Raw genomic sequence first — 23,883 nt, 5'->3', positions numbered from 1 at the left:
GATGCAATCAGTTTGACACAAATACCCTATTTTTGCTGAGCGCTATCACTACAGATCTTGCACTGCAATATTCTATAAATTTGAATACACTAAAGCTAATAGCTTGCCAAACTCATGAAACCCCTCAAATTCATTACTTTCTTACTGCTGAGCGCTCTTGCTAGCCTCCTTGCTCTACCCGCAAACGCCAATCTTGCTAGCGCCCTTCAAGATGGTCAGCATGTATTGTTGATGCGCCATGCGGATGCTCCTGGCTATGGCGATCCTGCAGGCTACCAATTGGGCAACTGTTCCACCCAAAGAAATTTGGATGAAAAAGGCAAGAAGCAAGCGGTTCTCATTGGTGAGTGGCTCAATAGCCAGGGGGTAAATTCTGCAAAGGTGCTCAGTAGCCCCTGGTGCAGATGTCTTGAAACAGCAAAATTACTAAACAAAGGCCCCGTCTCCACAGCGACTGCGCTCGGATCATTTTTTGATGACATGAGTCTGGAGAAAAAACAAACTCAAAACTTAGAAAAACTCATTCAATCTGAGCTTCAAGGTAATCAAAATAAACCCATTATTCTCGTGACGCATCATGTCAATATTCAAGCATTTACTGGTAAGGTGGTAAATGTTGGCGACATGGTATTAGTCAAGGTAGATAAAAATGGTAAATATATTTCTCAACAAACTTATCCAAGCCCGAGTTATTGAGCACCAGCATGCAACAAGACGCTAGACCCTATCAAGGACTACAAGCTTGTCTCTTGACTCAACATGGCAAGGAAAAAGTGATCGGTCCCGAGCTACTATCGTCAAGTGGACTAGAGGTCATTCACGTTACAGGCTACGACACTGATAAGTTGGGTACATTCACACGTGATATTCCTAGATTCGGCAGCCAGCTCGATGCTGCCAGGAAAAAAGCTAGAGTGGGAATGGAGTTATCAGGACTATCAATAGGCATTGCAAGCGAGGGGGCTTTTAGCAATGATCCTTATACTGGAATCCTCCCCTGGAACTACGAACTCGTTCTTTTCATTGATGACACACGAAATCTTGAGATTACTGGGTTTGTTGGTGGCGAGGCTCAAAGTGCTAGTCAATTGGTAAGCAACTGGGATGACCTGACTGCATTTTTTTCAGAAGCGCAGTTTCCAAGTCATCATTTGGTGGTCAGACCTGATGATGAATACCATCAGGAGTGTCGCAAAGGTATTGATAATATTGAAACACTCAAAGAGGCTTATGAATGGGCAAAGGGTCTCTCAAAAACAGGCTATGTTTTTGTTGAAAATGATCTACGAGCACACACTAACCCAACCCGTATGGAAAATATCCTAAGGGCTACACAAGACCTTGCCAAGAAACTCAATTGCCTTTGCCCAGAATGTAAGTCGCCAGGGTTCTCAATAACAGAATCCAAAAAAGGGTTACCTTGCTCACTTTGTGGGGCCCCAACCAAATTGCCAATTGCTTCGATATGGTCATGCACGCATTGTGGTAACAAAAAAGAAGAGTTAATTACCAACCAAACTCTCGCAGATCCATCGAGATGCCAATACTGCAATCCCTAAATTGAGTTAGCTTGGCTTTGCTATTGGACCGACAATATCTTTGATGATGTTGCTCATAAAACTCCTGATCTTCTGATGATCCAAGTCTTGACGAGCTGAGTTAGCAGCAAGTAACAAGGAATTAATACCAAAAGTCCCATCCAATATATTTCTGGTAGCGGCATCATCTGCAGATAACGTCCAATTGCAAGATAGGGAAGTGAAATACCCAGTACGCAGACTGAGAGTGTAGTGAGCACCAATGGCAGACTAGGCTTACTCTCCACAAATGGGATCTTGCCTGTTCGAATTACATACACAATCAGTGTTTGTGACAGAAGCGACTCTAAAAACCAACCCGTCTGGAATATGGGTGAGAGCTCCAGAGTGTTCGCCTTGACATAAAACCACAATAAGCCAAATGTAAGGTAATCAAAGATAGAGCTAATGGGGCCAATACAAAAGATAAAGCGAGCTAATCCCTGAATATTCCACTCACGTGGTTCAGAGAGATATTCAGGATCAACGGTATCTGTTGGCACTGCCGTCTGCGAAAAATCGTAAAGCAAGTTATTTAGGAGAATTTGTACTGGTGCCATGGGCAAGAATGGCAATAAGGCACTGGCACCTAACATACTGAACATATTGCCAAAATTAGAGCTAGCTGACATCTTCAAATACTTCATCAGATTACCAAATACACGCCGCCCTTCCAGCACACCCTGATACAAAACAAGTAGGCTTTTCTCTAGCAAAATAATGTCGGCTGATTCTTTTGCGATATCTACCGCAGAATCTACTGAGATACTAACGTCTGCAGTTTTCAAGGCCGGGCCATCATTAATCCCATCGCCCATATAGCCAACCACACGACCTTCGCCTCTTAAAAGATGAATAATTCTGGCCTTTTGCTGTGGGGTCATCTTCGCGAAAATTTGGCAATTCATTGCTCTAGTAGCAAGCTGCTCATCGCTTAGTTCATCCATCTCTGCGCCCAAGATCACCTGCGTAATGGGAAGACCCACCTCATGGCAGACCTTGCGGGTAATGATCTCGTTATCCCCTGTCAAGATTTTGATCTGTACTCCACTGGCCTGCAAGGCTTCAATCGCAGCTTTAGCAGATTCCTTGGGGGGATCTAAGAATGCGACATAGCCCAATAAAATCAAGTCACACTCGTCATCTACTGCATAAGCTTTCTGTGATGCAGCCTCCTCTCGCATGGCAATAGCAATCACTCGAAAGCCATCTTGATTGAGATCGGAAACAACTGTTTTCAGCTTGGTGAAATGATCTGAGGTTAAGGGAATTAACTGTCCCTGGCTTTGCGCAAATCGACAACAAGAAAATATCTCTTCAACAGCTCCTTTGCAGATCAAAATATCACGTTCATTATTCTTACGAACTACCACCGACAATCGACGTCGCTGAAAATCAAAAGGAATCTCATCGATTTTTTGATAAGTATTGTCATCGTGTAATTTTTCATGAACCTCAACATGTTTCAAAATGGCGACATCCATTAAATTTTTGAGGCCAGTTTGATAGTGACTATTTAAATAAGCGTAGTCGAGCACGTGAACGCTATCATGACCGTCCACATCAATATGTTTCTCTAAAATAATCTCATTTTGAGTCAAAGTTCCAGTCTTATCTGCACACAGAATATTCATTGCGCCCAAGTTCTGAACTGCGTTTAAGCGCTTAACGATGACTTTTTTCTTTGACAAGGCAATCGCGCCCTTTGCTAAATTGACCGTTACCAACATGGGCAACATCTCCGGGGCAAGCCCTACGCCAACCGCGATCGCAAATAAGCCCGCCTCAAGCCAATCCCCTTTTACTAATCCATTGATGAAGAAGACAGCTGGAATCATGAACAACATGATACGAATCATGAGCCATGTAAATTGATTAATGCCTTTATCAAATGTGGATTGCTTTACCTGCTCTGTCGTCTCTTGTGCCAATTGCCCAAAGAAACTTCCCTCACCCGTTCGAATCACAATGGCAGTCCCCATGCCAGACACCACGTAACTTCCCATATAAGCCAGATTGCTCCAGTCATATGGAGAGCTGACATGCTCATGTAGACGGGTAGACGATTTTTCGGTTGGCAAAGACTCGCCTGTAAGAGAAGCTTGATTAATAAATAGATCTTTACTACTAATCAACCTAACATCCGCAGGAATCATATCGCCAACCGATAGGCGAATTACATCGCCTGGAACTAAATGCTTTAGATCTACCTCTTGCTCAACATCAGCACGGATCACTAGCGCCTTGGCGCTTACCAGCGCGATTAACTGCTTGGCAGCATTATTCGATTTGTACTCTTGAGTAAATGTCAAAACGGTTGACAAAAATACCATGATGGCAATCATGAACGCACCACTGTGTTCGCCCGTCAAATAAGACAGCAGGGATAGCACAATTAATAGCAAAGAGAGTGGTGAGAAAAAGCTACGCAAAAAGCGTATTACCAACCACTCCCCTTCTTCAATACGGAATTTGTTCTCACCGTATTTCTGAAAATTGCGCCGCCATTGGTCCTGTGTTAAGCCATGTTCTGAAGACTGAAAGCGCTCATACAGCGATTGCAAATCAGTCAGGGCGAATTGTTCAATATCCGCTGATGCATGAAGGATGCGGTCTCTCATCCTTTCATTCTATGCTTACCGTATTACAAGTCCACCGCTTTATTCAAGATCTACACTCCAGGGTGTTCATTCATCCCAAGGAAAGCGCTCACGAGATAATTGCTCCATGATCTCTCGCTTACTGAGGGCTCTCTTGGGTTGATTGGCTTGTTTGGTCTCTTGATCTTTCGCATCAGACGCCTCGTCAAATACTTCCTCGGTGCGATCTTCTGCCCTCTCTTCGCTTTGAGTAGGCGTCTGTTGAGAATGGGTATTAGTCATGGATACATCATACCCCTACCAATACTTAAATGGTCGTTCCACATTCATATCACTACCCAAAGCCCTCATACTCTTATTGCAATGCGGGCACGTCAAGCCATCCCATTCAATTAAATGGGAGCTTGACGAGCAATGTTTACACACTGGCAATTTACTTATTTCCGAATTGATACTTCCAGGATGAGCGACCGTGTACTCATCAATGGTGGAGCAGTTTTTACAAACCATCGCCACCTTTGAGGAATATGGCCCCACCTCCTTTCCTATGCTGCTCACGCACTCAAACTTGCAAGAGCGACAAGCGAATTTATACCTTGGCATTGCCTGCTCTCCTTATTTGTTTTTTGCCTGAATAGCTACGCGCTTGAGATGCGCATCTTGTATTAGCAATTGCCGCTCTTGATTAGCTACACCAATCGTAATTTTTCTAGCAATCAGATCTGCATAGAGGCTATCAATACGCTTGAAGAAATCTTGATATACAGCCGTCATCTCTGGGCTAGCGCCCTCAAGGGCGATCGGGCGGCACGTATTCGCTTCGGCTAAATAGTTTGTTAACGCCTTGGCCTGCTCATCCGTCAACTTATCGGGTGAGCTAAACAAGCTTTTTGCATGTGGATTATTTCTACTGACGGCAATAATCTGACTATCGACCAGTAAAGCATCTGCACTTTGATTACTACGAACAATACAGGCGTTAAGTCGCTTAGAAACCGATTCAGAATGAATGGGCATTGGCGCCTTAGCGGCTTGAGCTGAATTATTTGCTGGCGGGTTTTGTGCGCAAGCAGCAAGCATCATCGTCCCTACACAACTGAGTATGTATAACTTTTTCATTTATAGACTCCGTTGTTATTGGTAAACGAAATCGGCGCGGCGATTTTCTTTAAAAGCCGCCTCTGTTTGCGCTGGATTCACAGGCTTCTCTTTACCAAAGCTCACTGCCTCAAGCTGAGACTCGCTAACACCCTGCTTAATGAGTGCATTTTTTACTGCCTGAGAGCGACGCTGACCCAATGCCAGGTTGTACTCGGCAGTACCCCTATCGTCCGTATTGCCTTGAATAATGACCGAAGCTTTTTGCTTCTGGAAAGCCCTCAGGTATTCAGCATGCGCTGAAATAACTGAAGCGTACTTAGGATCAATGGTGTAGCTATCAAACTCAAAATAGATGGGACGCTTTCCATAAACACTGGACTTTGGATCACTAATCGGATCGTAACCAGAAGAACCACCTGCATTAACTGTAGCAACTGGGTTCGTGTCATCTAGTTTTACGCTACTACAGGCAGATACAAATAAAACCAGCAATGCCAATGGCAATGGCAATACTTTTAAAAATTTAAACATGGATATATTTCCCGAAAGTGGCCACAAGCTTGTAGCCAAACAACATCACGGCGAACTCCACACAGAAGTTCGCCAACCTAATGAAATTTAGGTAGATGTTTTGGGCGGTTTAAACACCGCCTCAGGAAAATTTTGAGTAAGCAAAACTTTGTCAGCCACAAAATACTCAATAGATCTAGTCTGTGGTGGATAGATGGGGATTTGAGCAGTAGAAATATTGGCGGTGACATGACTCATTAAGTACATAGTGTGTACTTTGCCATTGTCATCCCCTGTCTCTGCCGTATCTGGATTCAGTTGCATAGCGACGATGCTTCCATAATCACCCGCTAACTCTGCACGCTCAATAGCAGCCTGGACAAAAATACTAGAAGCGGCTACCTTAAAAGCAATCAGGCAAAGGCACAGTAGCAGAGGGAATGTTTTACGACGCAGCAACATGAGGCGAATTCTAAACCCAATTCTCTAGGTTTTACTATTTTTGTCGTTTTTTCTTGCTCAATGCATATGTGCTGAATTACCCATTGGCATTTCCTTCATAGGCACTTCTTGACCATTACCCATCATTTGATGAGGGCCTTGATAGCCGAGTAGGCCTGGATCGAGCATTCCAGCAATCATCGCAATATGGCCAAATACCAAGAATAGAGCCACACAAATAGCATGGATTTTGAGCTTGCTCATTTGATCTAAGGCTTTATTCACTAAGCCTAGCTCTTGTAAGGCTATCCATACCAAAGGCAGACCAGCGACTACATAACTACCAACCGCAAGCACATCAATCACCGTTCTCCACTCACCTGCCCTGGTGATTGGAACAATCGCATTACTGATCACGTAATAAATGATGCCAATGAAATACAAACCTACCGCTATACCTGCAAAGCGATTGAGATAATAAACTGCACCACCGAACTTTCGGGTAAATAATAAATACAGTTCTGTAATCGCTAAAGTCTCAGCAAGCACAACAGGTATTGCCATAAAGATAATTAAATTCCACGGCTGATTAACAGCCAGTAACTCCATGTAGTGCGTCATATTCATTGAGAGACTCCTGCCACTGGTTCAACAATATTATTTAAAGCAACCGCCACCACCGCAGCCAGTACCGGTGCCGCAGGAATTTATACCCAAGATTGGATATAAAGGACAGAATCTAAATAAACCGGTTAGCAATGGAACAAGGCCAATCCAGCCCCATATGCCGATGACATTGCTTGCCGCCAGTGCAATGAGCACCAAGCCAACTGCAATACGTAAAACACGATCGATACCGCCAACATTGCATTTCATATAAACCTCCTATTGATATCTCTTTTCATATTATTAGCCATGAATACCAAAAAGCGTATGATCCAAATCATATGGACTTTTATATACCTGAAATCCTAAAGAACCTTCTGCCCAAGGGGCTGCTGAGCGAATGCCGTAGCCGATCCTTCAGCCGAGGCGACCATCTCTTTCATCAAGGGAACAAACCTGAATATATGTATTTTGTGGTTTCAGGCGAAGTCATTTTGACGCGAGCAAATCGGCATGGCGAACCTATCACCCTTCAAAGATGCAAAGGTGGGTTTGTCAGTGAAGCGAGTCTATTAACAGACGTCTATCACTGTGATGCCATTGCGACACACTCTGGGATGGCTATCACCCTACCCATCCAGTCATTAAGAGATGCATTGATGGATAGCAGTTTTTCTTTAAAGTGGGTTCAATTACTCAGCAAAGAAATCATGCGCCTGAGAACCCAGTCAGAACGCTTAGGATTAAAAGACATCAAAAGCAAACTTGTTCACTTAATTGAAACGGAAGGCAAAGCAGGCGCCCTTCAACTTCAATCAGATTTGAAATCCATGGCATCAGAGATTGGCGTAACACACGAAGCCTTATATCGCGCCATTGCCACACTAGAAAAAGAGGGGCTGTTAATTCGACGCCCTGATTCTCTAGAGCTTCTACGCAAATAAGCCGTCAAATACATAAGGATGGGGCTAAGACCCTTGCTTGTACCTAAAAGTAAATAGGAATAATTCTCATTTATGGTATATTATTGATAACGATTCTCATTATTAATAAGTACCAACCCATGAAAACCCCAAAATTAAGCCTCAAATCCTTATTTTTCTTTGTCCTATTCCTTGTAACCCTCTTTCACCTCTCAATGGCTCATGCTGGTGAGGGAGCATTTGGCTGGATTTACACCCTTGATTTGCAACCCAAAGGTGAGCTTGAATTTGAGCAGCGTCTTCAATTAACTAAACAACAAGCATCCGGCTCATATAACGCTTGGGTATCTAGATCGGAGCTGGAGTATGGCCTTACAAATGACTTTCAAATTGCTGGCTATCTCAATGCCTACTATGTAAATGCCAACCAAAATTACAATAATTGCGAAGATAGTCCAACATGCACGAGCGGACAACCAGTTCCAGTCGGCTCATGGAATCCCGCAGCGCCATACCGCAAAAGCGGAATCGAAGGTGGGTCGCTTGAGGCAATTTACAGAATAACCAACCCAGTTACCTCTCCTGTAGGTGTTGGTCTTTATTTGGAGCCAACAATTGGCAAAAATAAAAATGAATTAGAGGCAAGACTTTTGCTTCAATCAAATTTTATTGATGACAAACTTATTACGGCAGCAAATATAGTAGTAGCCAATGAACAACTAAAGTTTGCCCCTTCGGGTAACGCACCAGAGTCCATGCTGGACTTTCTAGTTGGCGCCAGTTACCGATTTGCTCCTAAATGGTTTGGGGGTGTAGAAGCGAGATTTCATAATGACTACTCTAGTTACAACCTACAAAACCAAACTCAGAAAGCCACTTTTGTTGGGCCAAATTTGCACTACGCCTCAAAAGACTGGTGGTTTACGGCCGCATGGCGCTATCAACTGAAAGGCGGCACTTGCATGGGAGCAGGAACTGCAGAATGCTCAAACGCTCGAGTATGGGACTCACATGGTTTGAACGAGTTTATTGTGAAGGTCGGCTTTCCGATAGGAAAATACTAAAGCAATCTAACGAGGGAAATGTCATGGAAATTCAGAATCTACTGATTGGTGCGACAACCTATCTGTTGAAGTTTCAAACTACACAATGCCCTACAGCAAGAGAAAGAGCATTGATGATGTTTGATGCCTTATCTAACTCAAAATCAAGCAATCAAGAAATACAAACGCTTTGTTATGAGGCGAATGAACTCTTGTCACTCTAATAGAGATCAACCTTATGAAATGGAATCCTAGTCCGCTAGTAGCAATTACTGGCATAGCCTTGGTGGGCGCGCCCATCTATGCGCATGCAAAAATTTATGTATCCGCCGAACAAGCTCAGAAGCTGATCTTTCCGAATAAACAATTTACTAAATACCCCATCGTATTGAGCGAGGATATCCAAGACAAGATGCAGTCGGCTTCTAGCGTCCGACAAGCTTTTAAAGGGGATAGAACCTGGAAAGCAGCAGATGGAAGCTATTTCATAGTAGACGAAGTGGTTGGCAAACATGAAATGATCACTTATGCAGTTGGCATTGCCCCAAACGGCACGGTTCAAGGTATCGAAATCATGGAATACGTTGAGTCCTATGGATATGAAGTGGCCGAAGATAGCTGGCGCAAGCAATTTGTTGGAAAAACTGCCGAAGATCCTTTGAAGCTTAAGAAGGATATTCAGAATATTTCTGGGGCCACTCTTTCTTGCAAGCATCTCACCGATGGAGTCAAGAGAATCATGGTGATGTACGACTTAGCACTCAAACCCAAGTCAAAATGATTCGTTGCAAACCCCTCCTTGGAACCTATGTTGAGATTGCCGCTGACAATGATTGCGCCATCGACCAAGCTTTTGCTGCTATTGAATTAGTCCAAGATTTAATGGGCTTCCATAACCCCAACAGCGAACTGTCTCAAATTAATGCACACGCTCATACCAAAACTATTTTGGTGCATCAATGGACTTTTCAGGTTCTTCGAATTGCTCAAGAATTATGTGAAAGCACAAATGGCATGTTCGACTGTGGTGTTGGTGGAAAGTTAGTTAGTTCTGGCTTACTACCAAAGCACTCTGAACGCTTAAATATATCCTGCGGTAGCATCATGGATCTCAAGCTAATTGAGCCCAACTTAGTCTCTTCGAAAACTCAGCTCACCCTAGATCTAGGCGGCATTGCCAAAGGATTTGCTGTCGATAAAGCAGTTGAGGCGCTACAACAATGCGGTGTTGTGTCTGGCTTTGTAAATGCAGGTGGTGATTTGCGGGTATTTGGAAATCTTGCCCAAGAAGTTCAAGTGCGCAACCCAGCCAATCCGCATGAGCTGATTTCATTGGGCTCCCTTGAGAATGGCGCCATTGCCAGTAGCGGACTCTACTATTGCGATCACTCTAAATTCAATCAAGGGCATATCGTTAATCCTCAAACAATGGAGCAAATTGAATTTACAGAGTCTTATTCGGTAATTGCACCGGAATGTATTTATGCGGACGCTCTCACCAAGATCTTTGCTATCAGCAAAGATGATTCCCATCCCTGTTTTCAGAAGTATTCAGCGCAAGCAATTGAGATTGCCCTATGAAGAAACATGGATTGGGTAAGATGCCGAACTGGCAACGTTGGTTCACGATTAGTGTTTTATGCGTTTGCTCTCTGTCAGGCATCGCCTTTTTACTTGGTAATGAGTTTCATATCTCTCGATCATTGCTTGGCGATAGAACAGTTCTTATCATGCATGGCGTTTCTGCAGCAATTGCGTTAATTGCCTTTGGCACGGTCTTACCTTTTCATATCAAGGCTGGTCTTAAGGCCAAGAAAAATCTGATCAGCGGAATATCGCAGCTAGTCTTCTTGGCAGTTCTAGTTATCACAGCAATGCTCTTGTACTACGGGCCCGAAGAGCTTCATGAAGGCAGTGAAATGATCCACTGGATTCTCGGATTAATCTTCTTCGCAATCTTTATCTTCCACGGAATTGCTAGATCAAGTGGGACCTCGACTCGAGCTTCATCTCCTTAGGCAACAAATAACACTCTGAGTAATAATGAAGGGATGAGTATGCATTCCCTTCCGCCATCCAAATTACCGGTCTGGTTGGCACCCCTCAGAATTCCTGTCTTTCGCGCCCTCTGGACCACTTGGCTGGTTGCTAATGTGTGCATGTACACCAACGATGTGGCGGCAGCCTGGATGATGACCTCGCTTACGAACTCGGCGACATTAATTGCCTTAGTTCAAACTGCTGCTAACTTACCCGTACTCTTATTTGGTCTACCCAGCGGTGCACTAGCAGACATTCTGAATCGCAAACACTTTCTGGTGTTTACCCAAGCGTGGCTTGCTATCAATGCCACTTTATTATTTTTATCTTCGGTATTTAACCTCCTAGACCCGATCTTTTTGCTACTGCTGACATTTATTAATGGGGTTGGTCTAGCAATGCGCTGGCCCGTATATGCAGCGATTGTTCCGGATCTAGTTCCGCGCGATACCCTTCACTTAGCCCTTGGCTTAAATTCTATCGCCATGAATGCCTCACGCATTTTGGGTCCATTGATAGCTGGCTTCATCATCGCGGGAATTGGCACGGAGTATGTGTTTGCGCTCAACATGATTTTATCTTTAGCCATGAGTGTCATTGTCCTGCGCTGGAAGAATGAGAGTTATATCTCTACCTTGCCAGGCGAGCGATTTTTTGGCGCCATGCGTGTAGGAGCGCAATATATTCGCCAATCAAAGCCGATGCGCTCGATTTTGATTCGCTCTTTCTTGTTTTACATGCAATCCTCCAGCTTACTAGCTCTACTGCCGGTGATTGCAAAGTCTCACTTTAATGGCGATGCAAACACCTTCACCCTGCTGCTCTCTTGTCTTGGTTTTGGGGCAATCATCATTGGGTCGCAATTGCATTATTTAAGAGAGAAATTCACACCACAACAGATGGCTAGCTATGGAATTATTTTTCTTTCTATCAGTTCTGCAGGGGTAGTTTTGGCACCAAACCTTTGGTATGCGGCACCCATCATGATTTTGAGTGGCATGTCATGGTTTAGCGTTGGTAATACGCTCAGCACTTCATCACAACTTTCCTTGCCCAACTGGATTCGGGCACGGGGCATGTCTTTCTATCAAATGAGTCTGATGGGTGGCAGTGCATTAGGCGCATTCGTTTGGGGGAAAATCACTAACTCTACCGATGTAACTACAGGCGTGATTGCCAGCGCTGTTTTTGGCATCATTGCCTTACTATTAATACGCAAGCATCGCATTCATGGTCATGAGGCAGAAGATCTCAGCCCCGTTTGCCCCATAGAGCGCCCCCATCCTTCTAGAGATATAGATCTCGATGAAGGCCCTGTCATGATTTCCGTGGAATATCATATTCATCCAGAGCAGGCTGAGCTCTTCAGAAGGCTCATGGCCAAAACAAGACGTTCACGATTAAAGCAAGGAGCTCTCTCTTGGAGTTTGTTTGAAGATGCAGAGCATGCTGGAAAATTTCTGGAATACTTTGTCTTTGAAACTTGGGCAGATTACTTGAGACGATTTGATCGATTTACGGCAGATGACCTAGCCATGCAGGAAGAGCGTCATCGCTTTCATATTGACTCCAGTCCACCAAAACTCACTAGACGAATTGCAACGCAATTAAAACAATAAAAAAACCTTCACCGTTTGGGGTGAAGGTTTTTAATAACAGCTTAGGTATTTTGATAGCTTTATCTTCTAAAGCCGCCCATGCGTTCTCCACCCATACGCTCTTCGCCAAATCTTTCTGGCGCACGTTCAGATGAGCGCTCTGGCTCACGCATATTTTCACGGGGAGCTTCTCTTTCATTACGGTTGCCACTGGATCGCTCAGATTCTTTACTTGGTGAACGGTTTTCTCCACCACGACCAGACTCACCACTTAAGCCATTTTTATTGAGATTCTGGCGTAATTGTTCTCGCTCTTGATCACGGGTTTGGTTAGATGCTTGACCGCTTAATTTGCCATATTTATTCTGCAGAGCAGAATTTGAGTAAGGTACATTGCCACGGTGTTGTGGATTAAATTGCCACTTATCCCCAGAGGCGAACGAGCCTGAACGGAAATTCGCATTCGCAGTATTGCGATTGAAGTTATTAAATGTGTTGTTGTTTACGGTAATAGATCCACTACCACCCCAGCCGCCACCCCAGTGCATACCACCGAAGAGGGCTGCACCAACAGCCATACCAACACCAAACGATAACAAGGCTGTGCCAGCTACGTATCCGGGCGGATAGTAAGGAGGTGGAGGTGGATAAGCTGGGTAAGGCCATGGCCCATAAACTACTGAAGGGTTATAAGTTGGCACATAAACCACTTGGGGATTGGCTGGCTGAATAACGATGGTTGAGCCTGAAGTGCTTACCGTTTGTTGCGGTGTAGAGCTTAAATTACCAGCTTGCTTTGCCTTAGCGCGCATTGCTTGAATAGCAGTCATCACATCAGACTGCTGTGCCAGAACAGCATCACCCAACTTTTGAGTCCAGCTCAAATCAGCGCCCATCATTTGTAAGGCTTGTGGAAAGCTCACTAAAGATTTAACACTAGGATCCCATGACTGCGATTGCAAAGCGCTATCCAAGGCTGGCCCTGTTAGGCGAGAATTTTGCTTTTGCCAAGTAGCAGCCTCACCAACCTCTAGGGGATAGGTTGAAGCCATCAATATTTGCGATACCAAAGGATCTGGGTACAAGGCAATTGGGGCAACCAAGGCACTCAATTGCTGCTGTGAAAGGGGCGCGTTACTTTGACTACTAGCGGGTTGCGCGAAGACATAAGTCGGCGACATTGGCGCCATTACCGCAATCGAAAGCAGTGAAGCTAACAAACGCGGGGCAAACTGTTTTTTAGAAGATTTCATACTATCCCTGTTAGATCCAATGAGAAGCAATAGACAAGAGCACCCGTTTTGCTGCGGCGCCCAACCCTACTCGTGATAAGATTTTAACCACATCTTATAGAGGAAAAGCCATGAAAAAACTCTCATTTACCCTAGCAGCCGCTTCAGCTATTTGCGCTACTGCGTTTACTTTTAATGCAAACGCAGACCAAAAGATTCCAGTGTTGAGCGCACAGGAATTGGTTAACTACTGCAAATTACCAGCAAGTCCAGATTCTCGTAGCTACTGCATTGGCTATACGACTGCAATTTACGACACTTATTTAGCTACTCGTCATCCACAACGCGCAAAGAACACAATTTGCGTTAAACAACCAGCACCAAAGCGCGATGAAGTGATTGCGGATTATGTTCAGTTCATTTCACAGACAGCTCCGATGTTAGCTAATGATCCTGCTGCAGGCACATTCATCAGCTTCCTGTCTATGCGCTTTCCTTGCGCCAAAAAGTAATCCCTACATCAATCACCTTATTACCTAAACGGAATACGATCATGAAAAAAATTATTGCAATCACAGCAGCTACCATCGCAATTGCTGGTTGCTCAAATATGAGCAATACAGAACAACGCACTTTATCTGGCGCTTCAATTGGTGCAGTTGCTGGTGGCGTTGGCGCAGCAATTTTCCACGGCAACCCAATCTGGGGTGCAGTCGGTGGCGCTGCAGTTGGCGCAGCTTCTGGCTATGCTTATGACGCCTACAAAAAGAATCAGGCCTCTGAATACAATGCTGGCTACAAGGCTGGTAAGAGCTCTAACGGCAACTAAGCATGATCTCAACATTCACCAAGCAAGCTTAGTGAATGGCATTAAAAAAGCCAACCTATGACGGTTGGCTTTTTGTTTTTGGGGTACTACTTTTGATGCGGCCTTATTTAATGAAACGAATCTTTTCATTAATCTTACTAAGGATTGGACCCTTCTTAGCATTGAACACTTTTTTATTTTCTTCAATCAAGTTCTTGCCTTTGGTATCGATTGAGATGATTAAAGGACCAAACTCTTTTACACGGTTTACCCATAGAGTTTCAGGCATTCCCAAATCTTTCCATTGGGCATCTTCAATCTTTTCTACTTTAGTTGCTGCTAATACAGCGCATCCACCTGGGAAAATCGCATGCACAGCTTTATTCTCAGCGCAACCTTCTTGAGTCTCGATGCCCATGCCACCCTTACCCACAATCAACTTCACGCCAGTTTGTTTAATAAATTCTTTTTCAAACTTCTCCATACGCATGGAAGTGGTTGGACCAATAGATACCATTTCGTACTCGCCATCTTCTTTTTGACGCACAATTGGTCCCGCATGAAATATCGCGCCACCTTTGAGGTTGACTGGCAGCTCTCGACCTAATTCAATTAGGCGACGGTGCGCCACATCTCTACATGTCACTAATGTGCCTGTGAGATAAACTACATCACCAATATTGAGAGCCTCTAAATCTTCGTCTTTAATAGGCGTTTGTAGAATCTTCTTCACAGTTTGAATCCCTCATGAGAAATGACTTCATAGGACATATCGGCATTAATCTTGATCTTGCCCCGACGGTGAGCCCAACATCCAGTGGACACTGCTACACCAATAGTGGATGGATGGCGTGCGGATGATTCGATATTCACACCCATCACGCTGTTCGCGCCAGTTAGACCTTGCGGTCCAAGACCCAATTCATTCAAGCCTTCAGTCAGGAGCTCTTCCATCATGGCGGCATTCTCATTGGGGTGACTTGAAGTTACTGGGCGCAAAATTGCTTTCTTGGAAAGACGCGCTGCCGTTTCTGCTGAAGTAGAAACGCCCACACCAACTAACAGTGGAGGGCAAGCATTTACGCCGCGTGAAGTAATCACTTCAAACACGAACTCAGCAACACCTTCATAACCTTGGCCTGGCATTAATACTTTTGCAGCTCCAGGCAATGTGCAGCCACCACCAGCCATATACACGTCTACGATGCAGTAATCCGCACCAGGGATAATTTCCCAATCGAGCCATGGAATTTTTGAACCCGTATTAGTACCGGTATTCTTTTCATCAAAGGTCTCTACGGCGTTATGGCGCAATGGACCTTCTTTGGTAGCGCCCTTAGTGGCATTGAGCAAAATATCTTCTAACTCTCCCAAGAGCGGAAAGTTTGAGCCTGCCTGTAAGAAGTACTGAATCACTCCAGTATCTTGGCAACTAGGGCGGTCAAGTTTATCTGCCAACTCTTGGTTCTCGCGCATAGAGTCAAATACCTCTTTGGCCAAGAAATTGACTTCCTTGCTCCGCAGTTCACCTAATTTGGTAGTCACATCCGTTGGCAGTCGCTTACCAATATAGGATGTGAATTTAGACAATACCTGAGTAATATCAGCTACAGCTACTTCCTTATCGACTGCTGAAGTTTGTTTATTCACGTCTCACTCCTTTTTTCCGAATACTGTACGTACTATTCAATAGTAAGTTTCGCAGCTTTTGCCAAACCACTAAACTTCACTGTTTCATCTGCAATCTGCTTCGCCATTTGCGCTTGGGTGTTGCCAACAGGCTCAGCACCTATATCAAACATTTGCTTCTGAAATTCTGTCGATTTAATAATCTTAACGATTTCAGCATTTAACTTTGCCGTAATGTCTTTTGGTGTTGCCGCTGGAGCCAGCAAACCAAACCAAGTTCCAATATCCATATTCACACCAGACTCTTTCATGGTTGGTACAGATGGCAAGGTTGATGAGCGCTTTGCGGTGGTCACAGCCAATGGTCGTAATTTCTTTTCACGAATAAATGGCAAGACAGGGGTAATCGTGTCAAATGACATGGTTACCTGCCCACCCAATAAATCCGTGGCTAAGGGAGCTGAACCTTTATAAGGTACATGCAAAATTTCTGTATCGGTCAACATCTGAAACTGTGTACCAATCATGTGCTGCGCTGTGCCATTGCCATTTGAGCCATAAGATAAAGAGTCTGGTTTTGCCTTAGCTGCAGCAATCACATCTTTCACTGTTTTATAGGGTGAAGTTTCTGAAACAACCATCACATTTGGAACTAAGGCTACTGTTGTGATTGGCGCAAAATCTTTTTCAAAGCTATATGGCAAGCTCTTGTAAACCGCTGGCGCTATTGTGTGATGCACAGCACCCATAAACAAGGTATAGCCATCGGGCGATGCTTTAGCCACCAAACCAGCACCAAGTGTTGCGCCTGCACCAGGCTTGTTATCAACAATGACAGATTGGCCTAATGCTGGTCCCAATTTATTAGCAACTGCTCTTGCTAAAACATCTGTGGTTCCCCCTGGGGGAAATGGCACAACAATGGTAATTGTTTTGTTTGGATAAGACTGCGCTACAGCAGATCCAACTAAGCCACAAAATACGAAACCTAATAGACCGTTTTGAATTACTTTTTTAAACACTTTGCCCCTCCACTGGCGAATTCCAGTTTTTGTTTATCCTGCGAGTGGGCTAACTATAGAATTGAGATCTAATTAAATATCATGTATAAAGTTAAATTATCGTTAACTTATATTTAATAATTTAATAGATTTTATGGGCTTAAGCACCACCAAAGGCATTAATCCTGCAGATTTAGGCTTCTTTTCTGCATTAGCTTCTTCAGGCAGCTTAGGGGCAGCCGCTAGAGAGCTTGGCATTACGACTGCGGCTGTTAGCAAGCGCCTTGCCCTAATCGAGGAGAGATTAGGTCTTAGCCTGGTAAATAGAACCACTCGACGAATGAGCCTAACACCGGAAGGTGAAGTGTACTTAGAGCATGCACGCAAGATCTTAGGTGAAATTGATGCCATGGAATCCATTCTCTGGGGCTCTACAGAAACACCAAAAGGATTATTAAGAGTCAATGCGACGCTCGGCTTTGGCAGAACACAAATTGCCCCACTGATTTCTGAGTTTGTTAAAAAATATCCGCAAGTAGATATTCAACTACAGCTATCGGTGAGTCCACCCCCTATCACTGATGATTTGTATGATGTCTGCTTTCGATTTGGCCATCCACCAGACTCGAGAATAATTGCAAAATTGATTGCCCCTAATCGCAGAATCTTAGTTGCATCACCTAACTATCTAAAGCAATTTGGCGAACCCAAGACACCGAATGATTTAGTAAAACACAACTGCATTGGAATTCGCCAAGGCGATGAAGCTTATGGCTTATGGCGCTTTGCAAAAAACAAAACTCGCGCAAAAAATGAGTCTACCGAAGATGTAAAAATCAGAGGCAACCTCACCACCAACGATGGTGAGATCGCAGTGAACTGGGCCTTAGATCATCAAGGCATCCTTTTAAGAGCTGAGTGGGATGTCGCTAGGTACCTTAAAAGTGGTCGTCTCGTACATATCCTGACAAGTTATCACACCCCCGATGCAGATATCTACGCTGTTTTTGCACAAAGACATAGAACTTCAGCCAGAGTAAATGCATTGATTGATTTTGTTAGTAGCGCGCTAAAGCCTTAAACAGGAGACATAATGAAACATCTATTTACATTTTTGCTTGTCCTTCTTTTATCAACACCTGTTATGGCACAACTTGAAGTCATAATTTCAGGAGGCTTCCAAGGCCCCTACCAGCAAATGCTTCCCCAATTTGAGAAAGCTACTGGGATTAAGGTGGTTACCAAATCAGGCGCTTCACAAGGCTCGGGCCCCAAAACTATTAAAGCCCAATTAGCGGCTGGCGTTACTGCTGATGTAGTGATTCTCTCTAGAGAAGGTCTTGCTGAACTAGTAGATCAAAAAAGAATTCTTCCTGGCTCTGATGTAGATTTAGCACAAGCACCACTTGGACTTGCAATACCTACTGGCAATCCAAGACCCGATATTTCCACAGTCAAAAGCTTTACGAACACCTTAATACAAGCAAAAAAGATTGTTGTCCCAGGGAGCACAAGTGGAATCTATTTAACTCAAGATGTATTTCCTCGTCTTGGTATTAGCAATCAAATTTCCATTCAGGTAACGGAGCGCGGCGCTGAAGCCACAGCAATACTGGCGGCTAAAAATGCGAATGTTGCCGTTCAACCTAGCAGTGAGTTAGTCAACATTCCTGGGGTAGATTATGTTGGCCTTATTCCAGATAGCCTTCAACTGATACAGACTTTTGCAGCAGCGATCGTTGCCGGATCTCTACATGAATCAGAGGCCAAGAAATTAATTGATTACTTAAGCTCTAAGAATGCCGCAGATCCAATTAAAAATAGCGGAATGAATCTGGTACGCTGAAAATAAACTAGACCCAAGTAGTAAATTCCTCTGCGGCAACGCGTGGGGTACGGAAGGTATTCACGATATCGGTTTTATCTGCATAGCCAAGCGCCATTCCACACACCAGCATCTCATTCTCTTTAGCGCCAATCACTGGCAGAATAATTTTGGCGTAGGTATTCCAGGCGGCTTGAGGACAGGTGTCCAGACCTTCTCCTTTCGCTGCAATCATAAAGTTCTGCAAGAACATTCCATAGTCGAGCATTGAGCCTCTACCAAGCTCTTTATCAATCGTAAAGAAGATGCCTACTGGCGCACCAAAGAACTGAAAGTTTTTACGGTGCTGCGCATGCATCTTGTCTTTATCGCCCTTAGTAATACCAAGAAGACCATATAAACCCCAGCCATTTTCGCGGCGGCGGTCGATGTATGGGCTAAACCATTTACTGGGGTAGTAGTCATAAGCCTCTTGAAACTCTTTTGCCAGCTCCGGGTTACTGGCAATGTCGTCATAAGCTTTGCAAACCTGGTCACATAGAGCTTTTAATTTCTGCCCCTGCAAAACATATGCCTTCCATGGCTGAGTATTGGTACCCGATGGTGCTCGAGCTGAGAGATTGAGTAGTTTCAAAATTTGCTCGTGCGAGACCGGCCGCTGTGTAAATGCGCGCACTGACATGCGCTGATCGATTGCCTCGGCTACAGAATTCATTTTTCCCTCTTTTTTGAAAGTAGCGATTCGGATATGGTATTTTGATTCTTTACCAATAAGTCATCCCCTATTTTTAACATGATTAACATCCATAGACCCCGTCGCTCAGTCTTGTATATGCCTGGAGCCAATACACGCGCTTTAGAAAAAGCGAAGACCTTGGCCGCAGACTCGCTCATTCTTGACTTAGAGGATGCTGTAGCCCCTGATGCAAAAGTAGCCGCAAGAGACAATATTCTTACCGCGCTTAAAACAGGATTTGGTTATCGTGAAGCGGTTGTCAGAATCAATGGTCTAACTACGCCCTGGGGAATGGAAGATCTTAAGGTATTTGCTAACTCAAAAGCGGATGCTATTGTGTTGCCCAAAGTGGAGTCGGCACAACAAATTCAGGAAGTAGCTGCTTTACTTGATAAAGCAGGCGCCAGGTCTGATCTCACCATTTGGGCCATGATCGAAACACCAATGGCTATTTTTAAGCTACAAGAAATTGCTAGCGCACACCCTAGACTAGAAACACTTGTATTGGGCACCTCTGATCTCGTTAAAGATTTACATGCAAGACACACTATATCCCGAGCAGAAACACAAACCGCCCTCTCCCTTTCGATATTGGCCGCTAGAGCATACGGATTATGCGTGCTTGATGGGGTGCATCTCTCTTTGGATGATGAAGAAGGCTTGCGACTATCTTGCATACAAGGCAGGGATATGGGCTTTGATGGCAAAACCTTAATTCACCCAAAGCAAATAGCACTTGCAAATGAATTTTTTGGGCCATCACCTCAAGAGATTACTGAAGCCCGAGAACGAATCGCCGCTTATGATGCTGCCATACAGACTGGTGCTGGCATTGCCGTACTCAACGGAAAGTTAATTGAAGAGCTGCACATTCAGGATGCGAAACGTATTCTGGCTTTAGCCAAAGCCATTGATTCATTCACATCCAATTAATGATCTAGATCGAGACTCTGTATCAAGCTTGCAAGCTTTACCAGGGGTTCGAATGCGTGAGTGCGACTATTCTCCACATCGAGGTTTTCCCAATTAAATTCTAGAGAAAAATGGGCTGATTCAATAATCAACTCATAGCTAGATGAAGCTTTATTACTGGGGTCAGCCAACATCTCTTCGCTTACAGGTACCGTGATAGATTCAATAGCCTCAATTAAGCGCTCTGTCTCAGAGTCTGTAAGTTCCCTGCTATGCAATACATCATCTGTGCGCTTAACAGATAATTTGGAGACCCCATCAATCGTGATCTCATATTGATTTAAACCCAGATCAAACCAAACAGTTAATTCAATCGCGATAGGATAAGTTTTCATTTAGTCGACCTCGTCAGCATGGGGTTCATCGAAATGTTCTTTATGGGGCTTTAATTTAGCGGCCAACTGAGTCCATTTACTTTGCTGAGCTCGATATGCGCAATCTTCAGCATGGTTTTCAAGTAGCCCAAAAATAATGGTTGTTGGAATCTTGCAGTACGCACATCGATATGCGTGCTGATGCTCCTCAATTTTTTCCTGTGGGTAATCAATATAGAAGGGCTTCATTCCAAACCTCCAACATAATGGGTCACTTCAGAACATATTACACCCCTATCTTCGCCATAAACCAGCCCATGCCTAGTGAAAGTGCGGATGGGATTTATCCCTCATTTGATTAGACTGACTTGATCTCTTTATCTCTTTATCACTTTATATATAAGACCAAATATGATCTGGGTAGGCTTAGCAGCGATTATCTTTCTCGGGGCGCTCTTGAAATGTCCGCCATCAATCTTCTCTAGGCCACCACTTTCGCTTCTTGCGCTGGCAGCCATCCTTTTTTTAGCCATAGCCTGGAATGTTTCACCCACTTTACCTGGCCAGGCTCCCGGCAAATTCTATGGACTGATCTTTCACTTTTATGGAGCAGCGCTATTAACGGCGATGTTTGGTCCTGCTATTGCACTCGCCATTCTGTTTCCCGTTGCTTTTTTGGGCATATTTGTATTTCAGGGAGGATTCATTGAAGCTGCACAACATTACCTCATGGTTTGCGTGCTTCCCACCTTTTTTGCCTACCTAACGATTAAGGCTATTCAAAAATACATCCCCAAACATTTATTTGTTCTGATCCTAGGCAATGGTTATGTCGCTGCCTTTATGAGCGTCATCTTATCGGGCACAGCTCTTCTGATTGGCAAAATGCTATTTGCGAGTGCGGGTGCGCATATTGATCTTGAGGGCTGGCTACTAGGTCTCATTATTATTGCCTTCATGGAAGGCTCTTTATCAGGAATGCTATTGGCAATTTTCTTGATCTATAGACCGAATTGGGTATCGACCTACAATGAATCAGCCTACATGAACCGTTAATCACTTATCAAAACCATGCTCCCTTGTATCGAAATTGAAACCGCTCCTAATCCCAGTGCCGCCGTCATTTGGCTACATGGCCTTGGTGCTGATGGCAATGATTTTGTACCCATCATTCCAGAACTCCAGCTGACAGGCTGCCCAGGAATTCGTTTTGTTTTTCCGAGTGCCCCTAGCATGCCAGTCACCGTCAACGGAGGTTATGTCATGCCAGCCTGGTACGACATCATCGGTAGAAATCTCATGGATCGCGAAGATGCAGATGGCATTTTGCGATCAGCAGCCGCCATTACAGAACTGATTAAACGCGAGTACAGCAGAGGTATCGCCTATGACAATATTGTCTTGGCCGGCTTTTCTCAAGGCTGCGCTATGGCATTGCATATTGGCCTGCGCTTCCCACACAAACTCGCCGGCATTATTGCTTTATCGGGCTACCTCCCTCTAGCAATGACCTTGCATCTAGAAAAACATTCCGCCAACTCTAAAACACCCATCTTTATGGCGCATGGCGAATTCGATCAAGTAGTCATACCTGAACGCGCCCAAGCTTCTTACGCTGTATTGGAGAAATTGGGTTATGAGGTAGATTGGAATGAATACCCTATGGAGCACTCCGTCAACCGCGAAGAACTGATGGATATTTCTCGCTTTCTACAAAGGGTGTTAATAAAACCCTCTAGCTAAATCAAAAAAAGGGCTCAATGAGCCCTTTTGCTTGAAGCTTTCGCCTCATTAATGCAGTTGTGGTGAACTTATAGCTTTTTATTAAAACTAAATTGCGCAAAAGCTTGCTCTGCAACGTTGAACCATTGCGCCTCCATATTTCTGAAGGCACGATAGTCATCAAAAATCTTCTTAAATTGTGGATTTTTTGCAGATTCTTCAGCGTATGTTTCTTGGCTTGCTTTAAAGCATGCCTCCATGATCGAAGTGTTGAACTTACGCAAAACTGCGCCATTCTGTAATAGACGTTGCAAAGCTGGGGGATTCAGAGCATCGTACTTGGCGCACATATCGGTATGCGCTTCATAGCAAGCTGCTTCCCACGCCGCTTGATAAGACGGCGGTAATGAATCCCACTGCTTCTTATTAACTAAGAATGAAAGTCCTGCAGCGCCCTCCCAGAAGGCTGGGTAATAGTAATTTTTAGCGACCTTTGCTAAACCCAATTTCTCATCATCGTATGGACCTACAAATTCAGCAGCATCGATCGTACCCTTCTCAAGAGCAGAGTAAATTTCACCCGCAGGCAACTGCTGTGGCACAACACCAAGTTTTGATAAGACCTGACCAGCAAAACCAGCGATACGGAATTTCAAGCCCTTTAAATCTTCTGGTGATTTAATCTCTTTACGAAACCAGCCACCCATCTGTGTACCAGTTTGACCGCCAAGGAAATTCACGATGTTGTAGCTGGCATAGAGTTCACGCATTAGCTTCATGCCATTGCCATGCAACATCCAAGCAGATTGTTGACGCGCTGTAAGTCCAAATGGGGCAGCAGTATCAAAAATAAACGCACTGTTCTTTCCAAGATAGTAGTAACTCGCTGTATGACCACACTCAACCGTACCATTTTGTACTGCATCCAATACCTGCAATGCGGGCACTACTTCTCCAGCAGCAAATACCTTGACATTGAATTTGCCGTCAGTAGCTTTGCGTAATGCACTAGCAAATACCTCAGGGGTTCCATACAAAGTATCCAGTGATTTTGGGAAACTGGATACCAAACGCCAGTTCAAGGTAGGTAAACTCTGCGCAATTGCTGGGGCCCCAAGGGCAGTTACACCAGCCGCAACACCAGCGCCTACAGTTGCCTTCTTTAAAAACGAACGTCTTTGCATCGTTATCTCCCTTCCATGTTT

General features: G+C 44.3%; 31 protein-coding genes. 16 read left to right on the top strand and 15 right to left on the bottom strand.

From position 1 onward, the window contains the following. The first annotated feature begins 114 nt into the window (after nucleotides 1–114). Both NHB35_RS02970 and NHB35_RS02965 read left to right on the top strand, forming a co-directional pair. Nucleotides 115–696 carry a histidine phosphatase family protein gene (locus tag NHB35_RS02970; protein ID WP_353432916.1) on the top strand — a complete coding sequence of 194 codons (582 nt, stop codon included), beginning with the start codon at nucleotides 115–117 and terminating at the stop codon, nucleotides 694–696. Nucleotides 697–704: 8 nt separating this feature from the next. Further along, entirely contained in the window at nucleotides 705–1,559 is an 855-nt protein-coding gene (locus NHB35_RS02965) for a DUF6671 family protein (protein WP_353432915.1), read from the top strand. Between the two features lie 53 nt (nucleotides 1,560–1,612). Here the strand turns inward: NHB35_RS02965 and mgtA are convergent, their stop codons facing one another. From mgtA to NHB35_RS02930, 7 genes are all read right to left on the bottom strand, one after another. Next, nucleotides 1,613–4,198 (bottom strand): magnesium-translocating P-type ATPase, encoded by a 2,586-nt coding sequence (gene mgtA / locus NHB35_RS02960; RefSeq protein ID WP_353432914.1) that lies wholly within the window; start codon nucleotides 4,196–4,198, stop codon nucleotides 1,613–1,615. Nucleotides 4,199–4,264: 66 nt separating this feature from the next. Then, the gene (locus NHB35_RS02955) at nucleotides 4,265–4,459 is read right to left on the bottom strand and encodes a hypothetical protein (RefSeq protein WP_353432913.1); all 195 of its coding nucleotides are present in this window, start codon (nucleotides 4,457–4,459) and stop codon (nucleotides 4,265–4,267) included. Nucleotides 4,460–4,792: 333 nt separating this feature from the next. Next, nucleotides 4,793–5,296, bottom strand: coding sequence for a hypothetical protein (locus NHB35_RS02950; RefSeq protein WP_353432912.1), 504 nt, complete (start codon nucleotides 5,294–5,296; stop codon nucleotides 4,793–4,795). Nucleotides 5,297–5,311: 15 nt separating this feature from the next. Then, nucleotides 5,312–5,809 carry a peptidoglycan-associated lipoprotein Pal gene (pal, locus tag NHB35_RS02945; protein ID WP_353432911.1) on the bottom strand — a complete coding sequence of 166 codons (498 nt, stop codon included), beginning with the start codon at nucleotides 5,807–5,809 and terminating at the stop codon, nucleotides 5,312–5,314. Between the two features lie 87 nt (nucleotides 5,810–5,896). Continuing rightward, nucleotides 5,897–6,250 (bottom strand): hypothetical protein, encoded by a 354-nt coding sequence (locus NHB35_RS02940; protein ID WP_353432910.1) that lies wholly within the window; start codon nucleotides 6,248–6,250, stop codon nucleotides 5,897–5,899. 57 nt (nucleotides 6,251–6,307) lie between these two features. Continuing rightward, on the bottom strand, nucleotides 6,308–6,856 hold the full coding sequence (locus NHB35_RS02935; protein WP_353432909.1) for a DUF6803 family protein: 549 nt from the start codon (nucleotides 6,854–6,856) through the stop codon (nucleotides 6,308–6,310). A gap of 30 nt (nucleotides 6,857–6,886) precedes the next feature. Next, complete coding sequence (locus NHB35_RS02930) at nucleotides 6,887–7,105, bottom strand: DUF2892 domain-containing protein (RefSeq protein ID WP_353432908.1); 219 nt, start codon at nucleotides 7,103–7,105, stop codon at nucleotides 6,887–6,889. A 71-nt stretch (nucleotides 7,106–7,176) separates the two neighbouring features. Between NHB35_RS02930 and NHB35_RS02925 the strand changes: the two genes are divergently transcribed. The 7 genes from NHB35_RS02925 to NHB35_RS02895 all read left to right on the top strand — a co-directional run bounded on the left by NHB35_RS02925 (nucleotide 7,177) and on the right by NHB35_RS02895 (nucleotide 12,460). Next, complete coding sequence (locus NHB35_RS02925; protein ID WP_353432907.1) at nucleotides 7,177–7,779, top strand: Crp/Fnr family transcriptional regulator; 603 nt, start codon at nucleotides 7,177–7,179, stop codon at nucleotides 7,777–7,779. Between the two features lie 119 nt (nucleotides 7,780–7,898). Next, nucleotides 7,899–8,822, top strand: a complete 924-nt coding sequence (locus NHB35_RS02920) for a DUF6662 family protein (RefSeq protein ID WP_353432906.1) — start codon at nucleotides 7,899–7,901, stop codon at nucleotides 8,820–8,822. Nucleotides 8,823–8,845: 23 nt separating this feature from the next. Beyond that, entirely contained in the window at nucleotides 8,846–9,025 is a 180-nt protein-coding gene (locus NHB35_RS02915) for a hypothetical protein (RefSeq protein WP_353432905.1), read from the top strand. 14 nt (nucleotides 9,026–9,039) lie between these two features. Further along, nucleotides 9,040–9,582: an FMN-binding protein gene (locus NHB35_RS02910; RefSeq protein ID WP_353432904.1), complete on the top strand. Its 543-nt coding sequence runs from the start codon at nucleotides 9,040–9,042 to the stop codon at nucleotides 9,580–9,582. Further along, nucleotides 9,507–10,382 carry an FAD:protein FMN transferase gene (locus tag NHB35_RS02905; RefSeq protein WP_353432903.1) on the top strand — a complete coding sequence of 292 codons (876 nt, stop codon included), beginning with the start codon at nucleotides 9,507–9,509 and terminating at the stop codon, nucleotides 10,380–10,382. The genes NHB35_RS02910 and NHB35_RS02905 overlap by 76 nt, the downstream gene beginning before the upstream one ends. Beyond that, a complete protein-coding gene (locus NHB35_RS02900; protein ID WP_353432902.1) occupies nucleotides 10,379–10,819 on the top strand; it encodes a hypothetical protein in 441 nt (146 codons plus the stop codon). The genes NHB35_RS02905 and NHB35_RS02900 overlap by 4 nt, the downstream gene beginning before the upstream one ends. 33 nt (nucleotides 10,820–10,852) lie before the next feature. Continuing rightward, nucleotides 10,853–12,460, top strand: coding sequence for an MFS transporter (locus NHB35_RS02895; protein WP_353432901.1), 1,608 nt, complete (start codon nucleotides 10,853–10,855; stop codon nucleotides 12,458–12,460). Between the two features lie 59 nt (nucleotides 12,461–12,519). Here NHB35_RS02895 and NHB35_RS02890 read toward each other — a convergent pair whose 3' ends face one another. Further along, the gene (locus NHB35_RS02890; RefSeq protein ID WP_353432900.1) at nucleotides 12,520–13,692 is read right to left on the bottom strand and encodes a DUF3300 domain-containing protein; all 1,173 of its coding nucleotides are present in this window, start codon (nucleotides 13,690–13,692) and stop codon (nucleotides 12,520–12,522) included. A gap of 110 nt (nucleotides 13,693–13,802) precedes the next feature. On the opposite strand from NHB35_RS02890, the gene NHB35_RS02885 reads away from it, so the two are divergent. Beyond that, complete coding sequence (locus NHB35_RS02885; protein WP_353432899.1) at nucleotides 13,803–14,183, top strand: Rap1a/Tai family immunity protein; 381 nt, start codon at nucleotides 13,803–13,805, stop codon at nucleotides 14,181–14,183. A gap of 41 nt (nucleotides 14,184–14,224) precedes the next feature. Further along, nucleotides 14,225–14,500, top strand: coding sequence for a glycine zipper domain-containing protein (locus NHB35_RS02880; RefSeq protein ID WP_251373484.1), 276 nt, complete (start codon nucleotides 14,225–14,227; stop codon nucleotides 14,498–14,500). A 103-nt stretch (nucleotides 14,501–14,603) separates the two neighbouring features. On the opposite strand, the gene ttdB is transcribed toward NHB35_RS02880, so the two are convergent. From ttdB to NHB35_RS02865, 3 genes are read right to left on the bottom strand one after another with little or no spacing between them, the layout of a single operon-like run. After that, nucleotides 14,604–15,212, bottom strand: a complete 609-nt coding sequence (gene ttdB, locus NHB35_RS02875) for a L(+)-tartrate dehydratase subunit beta (RefSeq protein ID WP_173955282.1) — start codon at nucleotides 15,210–15,212, stop codon at nucleotides 14,604–14,606. Continuing rightward, nucleotides 15,209–16,129, bottom strand: coding sequence for a L(+)-tartrate dehydratase subunit alpha (gene ttdA, locus NHB35_RS02870; RefSeq protein WP_353432898.1), 921 nt, complete (start codon nucleotides 16,127–16,129; stop codon nucleotides 15,209–15,211). Before ttdA ends, ttdB begins: the two co-directional genes overlap by 4 nt. Nucleotides 16,130–16,161: 32 nt before the next feature. Next, the gene (locus tag NHB35_RS02865) at nucleotides 16,162–17,115 is read right to left on the bottom strand and encodes a tripartite tricarboxylate transporter substrate binding protein (protein ID WP_353433376.1); all 954 of its coding nucleotides are present in this window, start codon (nucleotides 17,113–17,115) and stop codon (nucleotides 16,162–16,164) included. A gap of 148 nt (nucleotides 17,116–17,263) precedes the next feature. Between NHB35_RS02865 and NHB35_RS02860 the strand changes: the two genes are divergently transcribed. Together NHB35_RS02860 and NHB35_RS02855 are read left to right on the top strand one after the other, a co-directional pair. Continuing rightward, nucleotides 17,264–18,190: a LysR family transcriptional regulator gene (locus NHB35_RS02860; RefSeq protein ID WP_353432897.1), complete on the top strand. Its 927-nt coding sequence runs from the start codon at nucleotides 17,264–17,266 to the stop codon at nucleotides 18,188–18,190. A gap of 12 nt (nucleotides 18,191–18,202) precedes the next feature. Then, nucleotides 18,203–18,955 carry a substrate-binding domain-containing protein gene (locus NHB35_RS02855; protein ID WP_353432896.1) on the top strand — a complete coding sequence of 251 codons (753 nt, stop codon included), beginning with the start codon at nucleotides 18,203–18,205 and terminating at the stop codon, nucleotides 18,953–18,955. Between the two features lie 7 nt (nucleotides 18,956–18,962). Here NHB35_RS02855 and NHB35_RS02850 read toward each other — a convergent pair whose 3' ends face one another. Continuing rightward, nucleotides 18,963–19,649 (bottom strand): nitroreductase, encoded by a 687-nt coding sequence (locus NHB35_RS02850; RefSeq protein WP_353432895.1) that lies wholly within the window; start codon nucleotides 19,647–19,649, stop codon nucleotides 18,963–18,965. Nucleotides 19,650–19,727: 78 nt separating this feature from the next. On the opposite strand from NHB35_RS02850, the gene NHB35_RS02845 reads away from it, so the two are divergent. Then, entirely contained in the window at nucleotides 19,728–20,603 is an 876-nt protein-coding gene (locus NHB35_RS02845) for a CoA ester lyase (RefSeq protein WP_353432894.1), read from the top strand. Here NHB35_RS02845 and NHB35_RS02840 read toward each other — a convergent pair. Both NHB35_RS02840 and NHB35_RS02835 read right to left on the bottom strand, forming a co-directional pair. Beyond that, nucleotides 20,600–20,977: a hypothetical protein gene (locus NHB35_RS02840; protein ID WP_353432893.1), complete on the bottom strand. Its 378-nt coding sequence runs from the start codon at nucleotides 20,975–20,977 to the stop codon at nucleotides 20,600–20,602. The genes NHB35_RS02845 and NHB35_RS02840 overlap by 4 nt on opposite strands. Next, a complete protein-coding gene (locus tag NHB35_RS02835; RefSeq protein ID WP_353432892.1) occupies nucleotides 20,978–21,205 on the bottom strand; it encodes a hypothetical protein in 228 nt (75 codons plus the stop codon). Nucleotides 21,206–21,367: 162 nt separating this feature from the next. Between NHB35_RS02835 and NHB35_RS02830 the strand changes: the two genes are divergently transcribed. Together NHB35_RS02830 and NHB35_RS02825 are read left to right on the top strand one after the other, a co-directional pair. Next, nucleotides 21,368–22,012 carry an energy-coupling factor ABC transporter permease gene (locus NHB35_RS02830; protein WP_353432891.1) on the top strand — a complete coding sequence of 215 codons (645 nt, stop codon included), beginning with the start codon at nucleotides 21,368–21,370 and terminating at the stop codon, nucleotides 22,010–22,012. A 15-nt stretch (nucleotides 22,013–22,027) separates the two neighbouring features. After that, nucleotides 22,028–22,699: a carboxylesterase gene (locus NHB35_RS02825; protein ID WP_353432890.1), complete on the top strand. Its 672-nt coding sequence runs from the start codon at nucleotides 22,028–22,030 to the stop codon at nucleotides 22,697–22,699. 68 nt (nucleotides 22,700–22,767) lie between these two features. On the opposite strand, the gene dctP is transcribed toward NHB35_RS02825, so the two are convergent. Next, nucleotides 22,768–23,862, bottom strand: a complete 1,095-nt coding sequence (gene dctP, locus NHB35_RS02820) for a TRAP transporter substrate-binding protein DctP (protein WP_353432889.1) — start codon at nucleotides 23,860–23,862, stop codon at nucleotides 22,768–22,770. Between the last annotated feature and the right edge of the window lie 21 nt (nucleotides 23,863–23,883).

The organism is Polynucleobacter sp. MWH-UH23A, assembly GCF_040409805.1.
Classification (GTDB): domain Bacteria; phylum Pseudomonadota; class Gammaproteobacteria; order Burkholderiales; family Burkholderiaceae; genus Polynucleobacter.
This window is presented reverse-complemented; position numbering and strand designations above follow the sequence as displayed.

Excerpts from the sequence above, each read along its gene's own strand:
- NHB35_RS02840 (WP_353432893.1), bottom strand. The coding sequence starts at position 20,977 with ATGAAAACTTATCCTATCGCGATTGAATTAACTGTTTGGTTTGATCTG.
- NHB35_RS02915 (WP_353432905.1), top strand. The coding sequence starts at position 8,846 with ATGGAAATTCAGAATCTACTGATTGGTGCGACAACCTATCTGTTGAAG.
- NHB35_RS02930 (WP_353432908.1), bottom strand. The coding sequence starts at position 7,105 with ATGAAATGCAATGTTGGCGGTATCGATCGTGTTTTACGTATTGCAGTT.
- NHB35_RS02860 (WP_353432897.1), top strand. The coding sequence starts at position 17,264 with ATGGGCTTAAGCACCACCAAAGGCATTAATCCTGCAGATTTAGGCTTC.
- NHB35_RS02900 (WP_353432902.1), top strand. The coding sequence starts at position 10,379 with ATGAAGAAACATGGATTGGGTAAGATGCCGAACTGGCAACGTTGGTTC.
- mgtA (WP_353432914.1), bottom strand. The coding sequence starts at position 4,198 with ATGAGAGACCGCATCCTTCATGCATCAGCGGATATTGAACAATTCGCC.
- NHB35_RS02835 (WP_353432892.1), bottom strand. The coding sequence starts at position 21,205 with ATGAAGCCCTTCTATATTGATTACCCACAGGAAAAAATTGAGGAGCAT.
- pal (WP_353432911.1), bottom strand. The coding sequence starts at position 5,809 with ATGTTTAAATTTTTAAAAGTATTGCCATTGCCATTGGCATTGCTGGTT.
- NHB35_RS02940 (WP_353432910.1), bottom strand. The coding sequence starts at position 6,250 with ATGTTGCTGCGTCGTAAAACATTCCCTCTGCTACTGTGCCTTTGCCTG.
- NHB35_RS02825 (WP_353432890.1), top strand. The coding sequence starts at position 22,028 with ATGCTCCCTTGTATCGAAATTGAAACCGCTCCTAATCCCAGTGCCGCC.
- NHB35_RS02830 (WP_353432891.1), top strand. The coding sequence starts at position 21,368 with ATGATCTGGGTAGGCTTAGCAGCGATTATCTTTCTCGGGGCGCTCTTG.
- NHB35_RS02885 (WP_353432899.1), top strand. The coding sequence starts at position 13,803 with ATGAAAAAACTCTCATTTACCCTAGCAGCCGCTTCAGCTATTTGCGCT.
- NHB35_RS02880 (WP_251373484.1), top strand. The coding sequence starts at position 14,225 with ATGAAAAAAATTATTGCAATCACAGCAGCTACCATCGCAATTGCTGGT.
- NHB35_RS02925 (WP_353432907.1), top strand. The coding sequence starts at position 7,177 with ATGGACTTTTATATACCTGAAATCCTAAAGAACCTTCTGCCCAAGGGG.
- NHB35_RS02955 (WP_353432913.1), bottom strand. The coding sequence starts at position 4,459 with ATGACTAATACCCATTCTCAACAGACGCCTACTCAAAGCGAAGAGAGG.
- dctP (WP_353432889.1), bottom strand. The coding sequence starts at position 23,862 with ATGCAAAGACGTTCGTTTTTAAAGAAGGCAACTGTAGGCGCTGGTGTT.
- NHB35_RS02910 (WP_353432904.1), top strand. The coding sequence starts at position 9,040 with ATGAAATGGAATCCTAGTCCGCTAGTAGCAATTACTGGCATAGCCTTG.
- NHB35_RS02965 (WP_353432915.1), top strand. The coding sequence starts at position 705 with ATGCAACAAGACGCTAGACCCTATCAAGGACTACAAGCTTGTCTCTTG.
- NHB35_RS02855 (WP_353432896.1), top strand. The coding sequence starts at position 18,203 with ATGAAACATCTATTTACATTTTTGCTTGTCCTTCTTTTATCAACACCT.
- NHB35_RS02850 (WP_353432895.1), bottom strand. The coding sequence starts at position 19,649 with ATGAATTCTGTAGCCGAGGCAATCGATCAGCGCATGTCAGTGCGCGCA.
- NHB35_RS02970 (WP_353432916.1), top strand. The coding sequence starts at position 115 with ATGAAACCCCTCAAATTCATTACTTTCTTACTGCTGAGCGCTCTTGCT.
- NHB35_RS02920 (WP_353432906.1), top strand. The coding sequence starts at position 7,899 with ATGAAAACCCCAAAATTAAGCCTCAAATCCTTATTTTTCTTTGTCCTA.
- NHB35_RS02895 (WP_353432901.1), top strand. The coding sequence starts at position 10,853 with ATGAGTATGCATTCCCTTCCGCCATCCAAATTACCGGTCTGGTTGGCA.
- NHB35_RS02935 (WP_353432909.1), bottom strand. The coding sequence starts at position 6,856 with ATGAATATGACGCACTACATGGAGTTACTGGCTGTTAATCAGCCGTGG.
- NHB35_RS02950 (WP_353432912.1), bottom strand. The coding sequence starts at position 5,296 with ATGAAAAAGTTATACATACTCAGTTGTGTAGGGACGATGATGCTTGCT.
- NHB35_RS02890 (WP_353432900.1), bottom strand. The coding sequence starts at position 13,692 with ATGAAATCTTCTAAAAAACAGTTTGCCCCGCGTTTGTTAGCTTCACTG.
- NHB35_RS02845 (WP_353432894.1), top strand. The coding sequence starts at position 19,728 with ATGATTAACATCCATAGACCCCGTCGCTCAGTCTTGTATATGCCTGGA.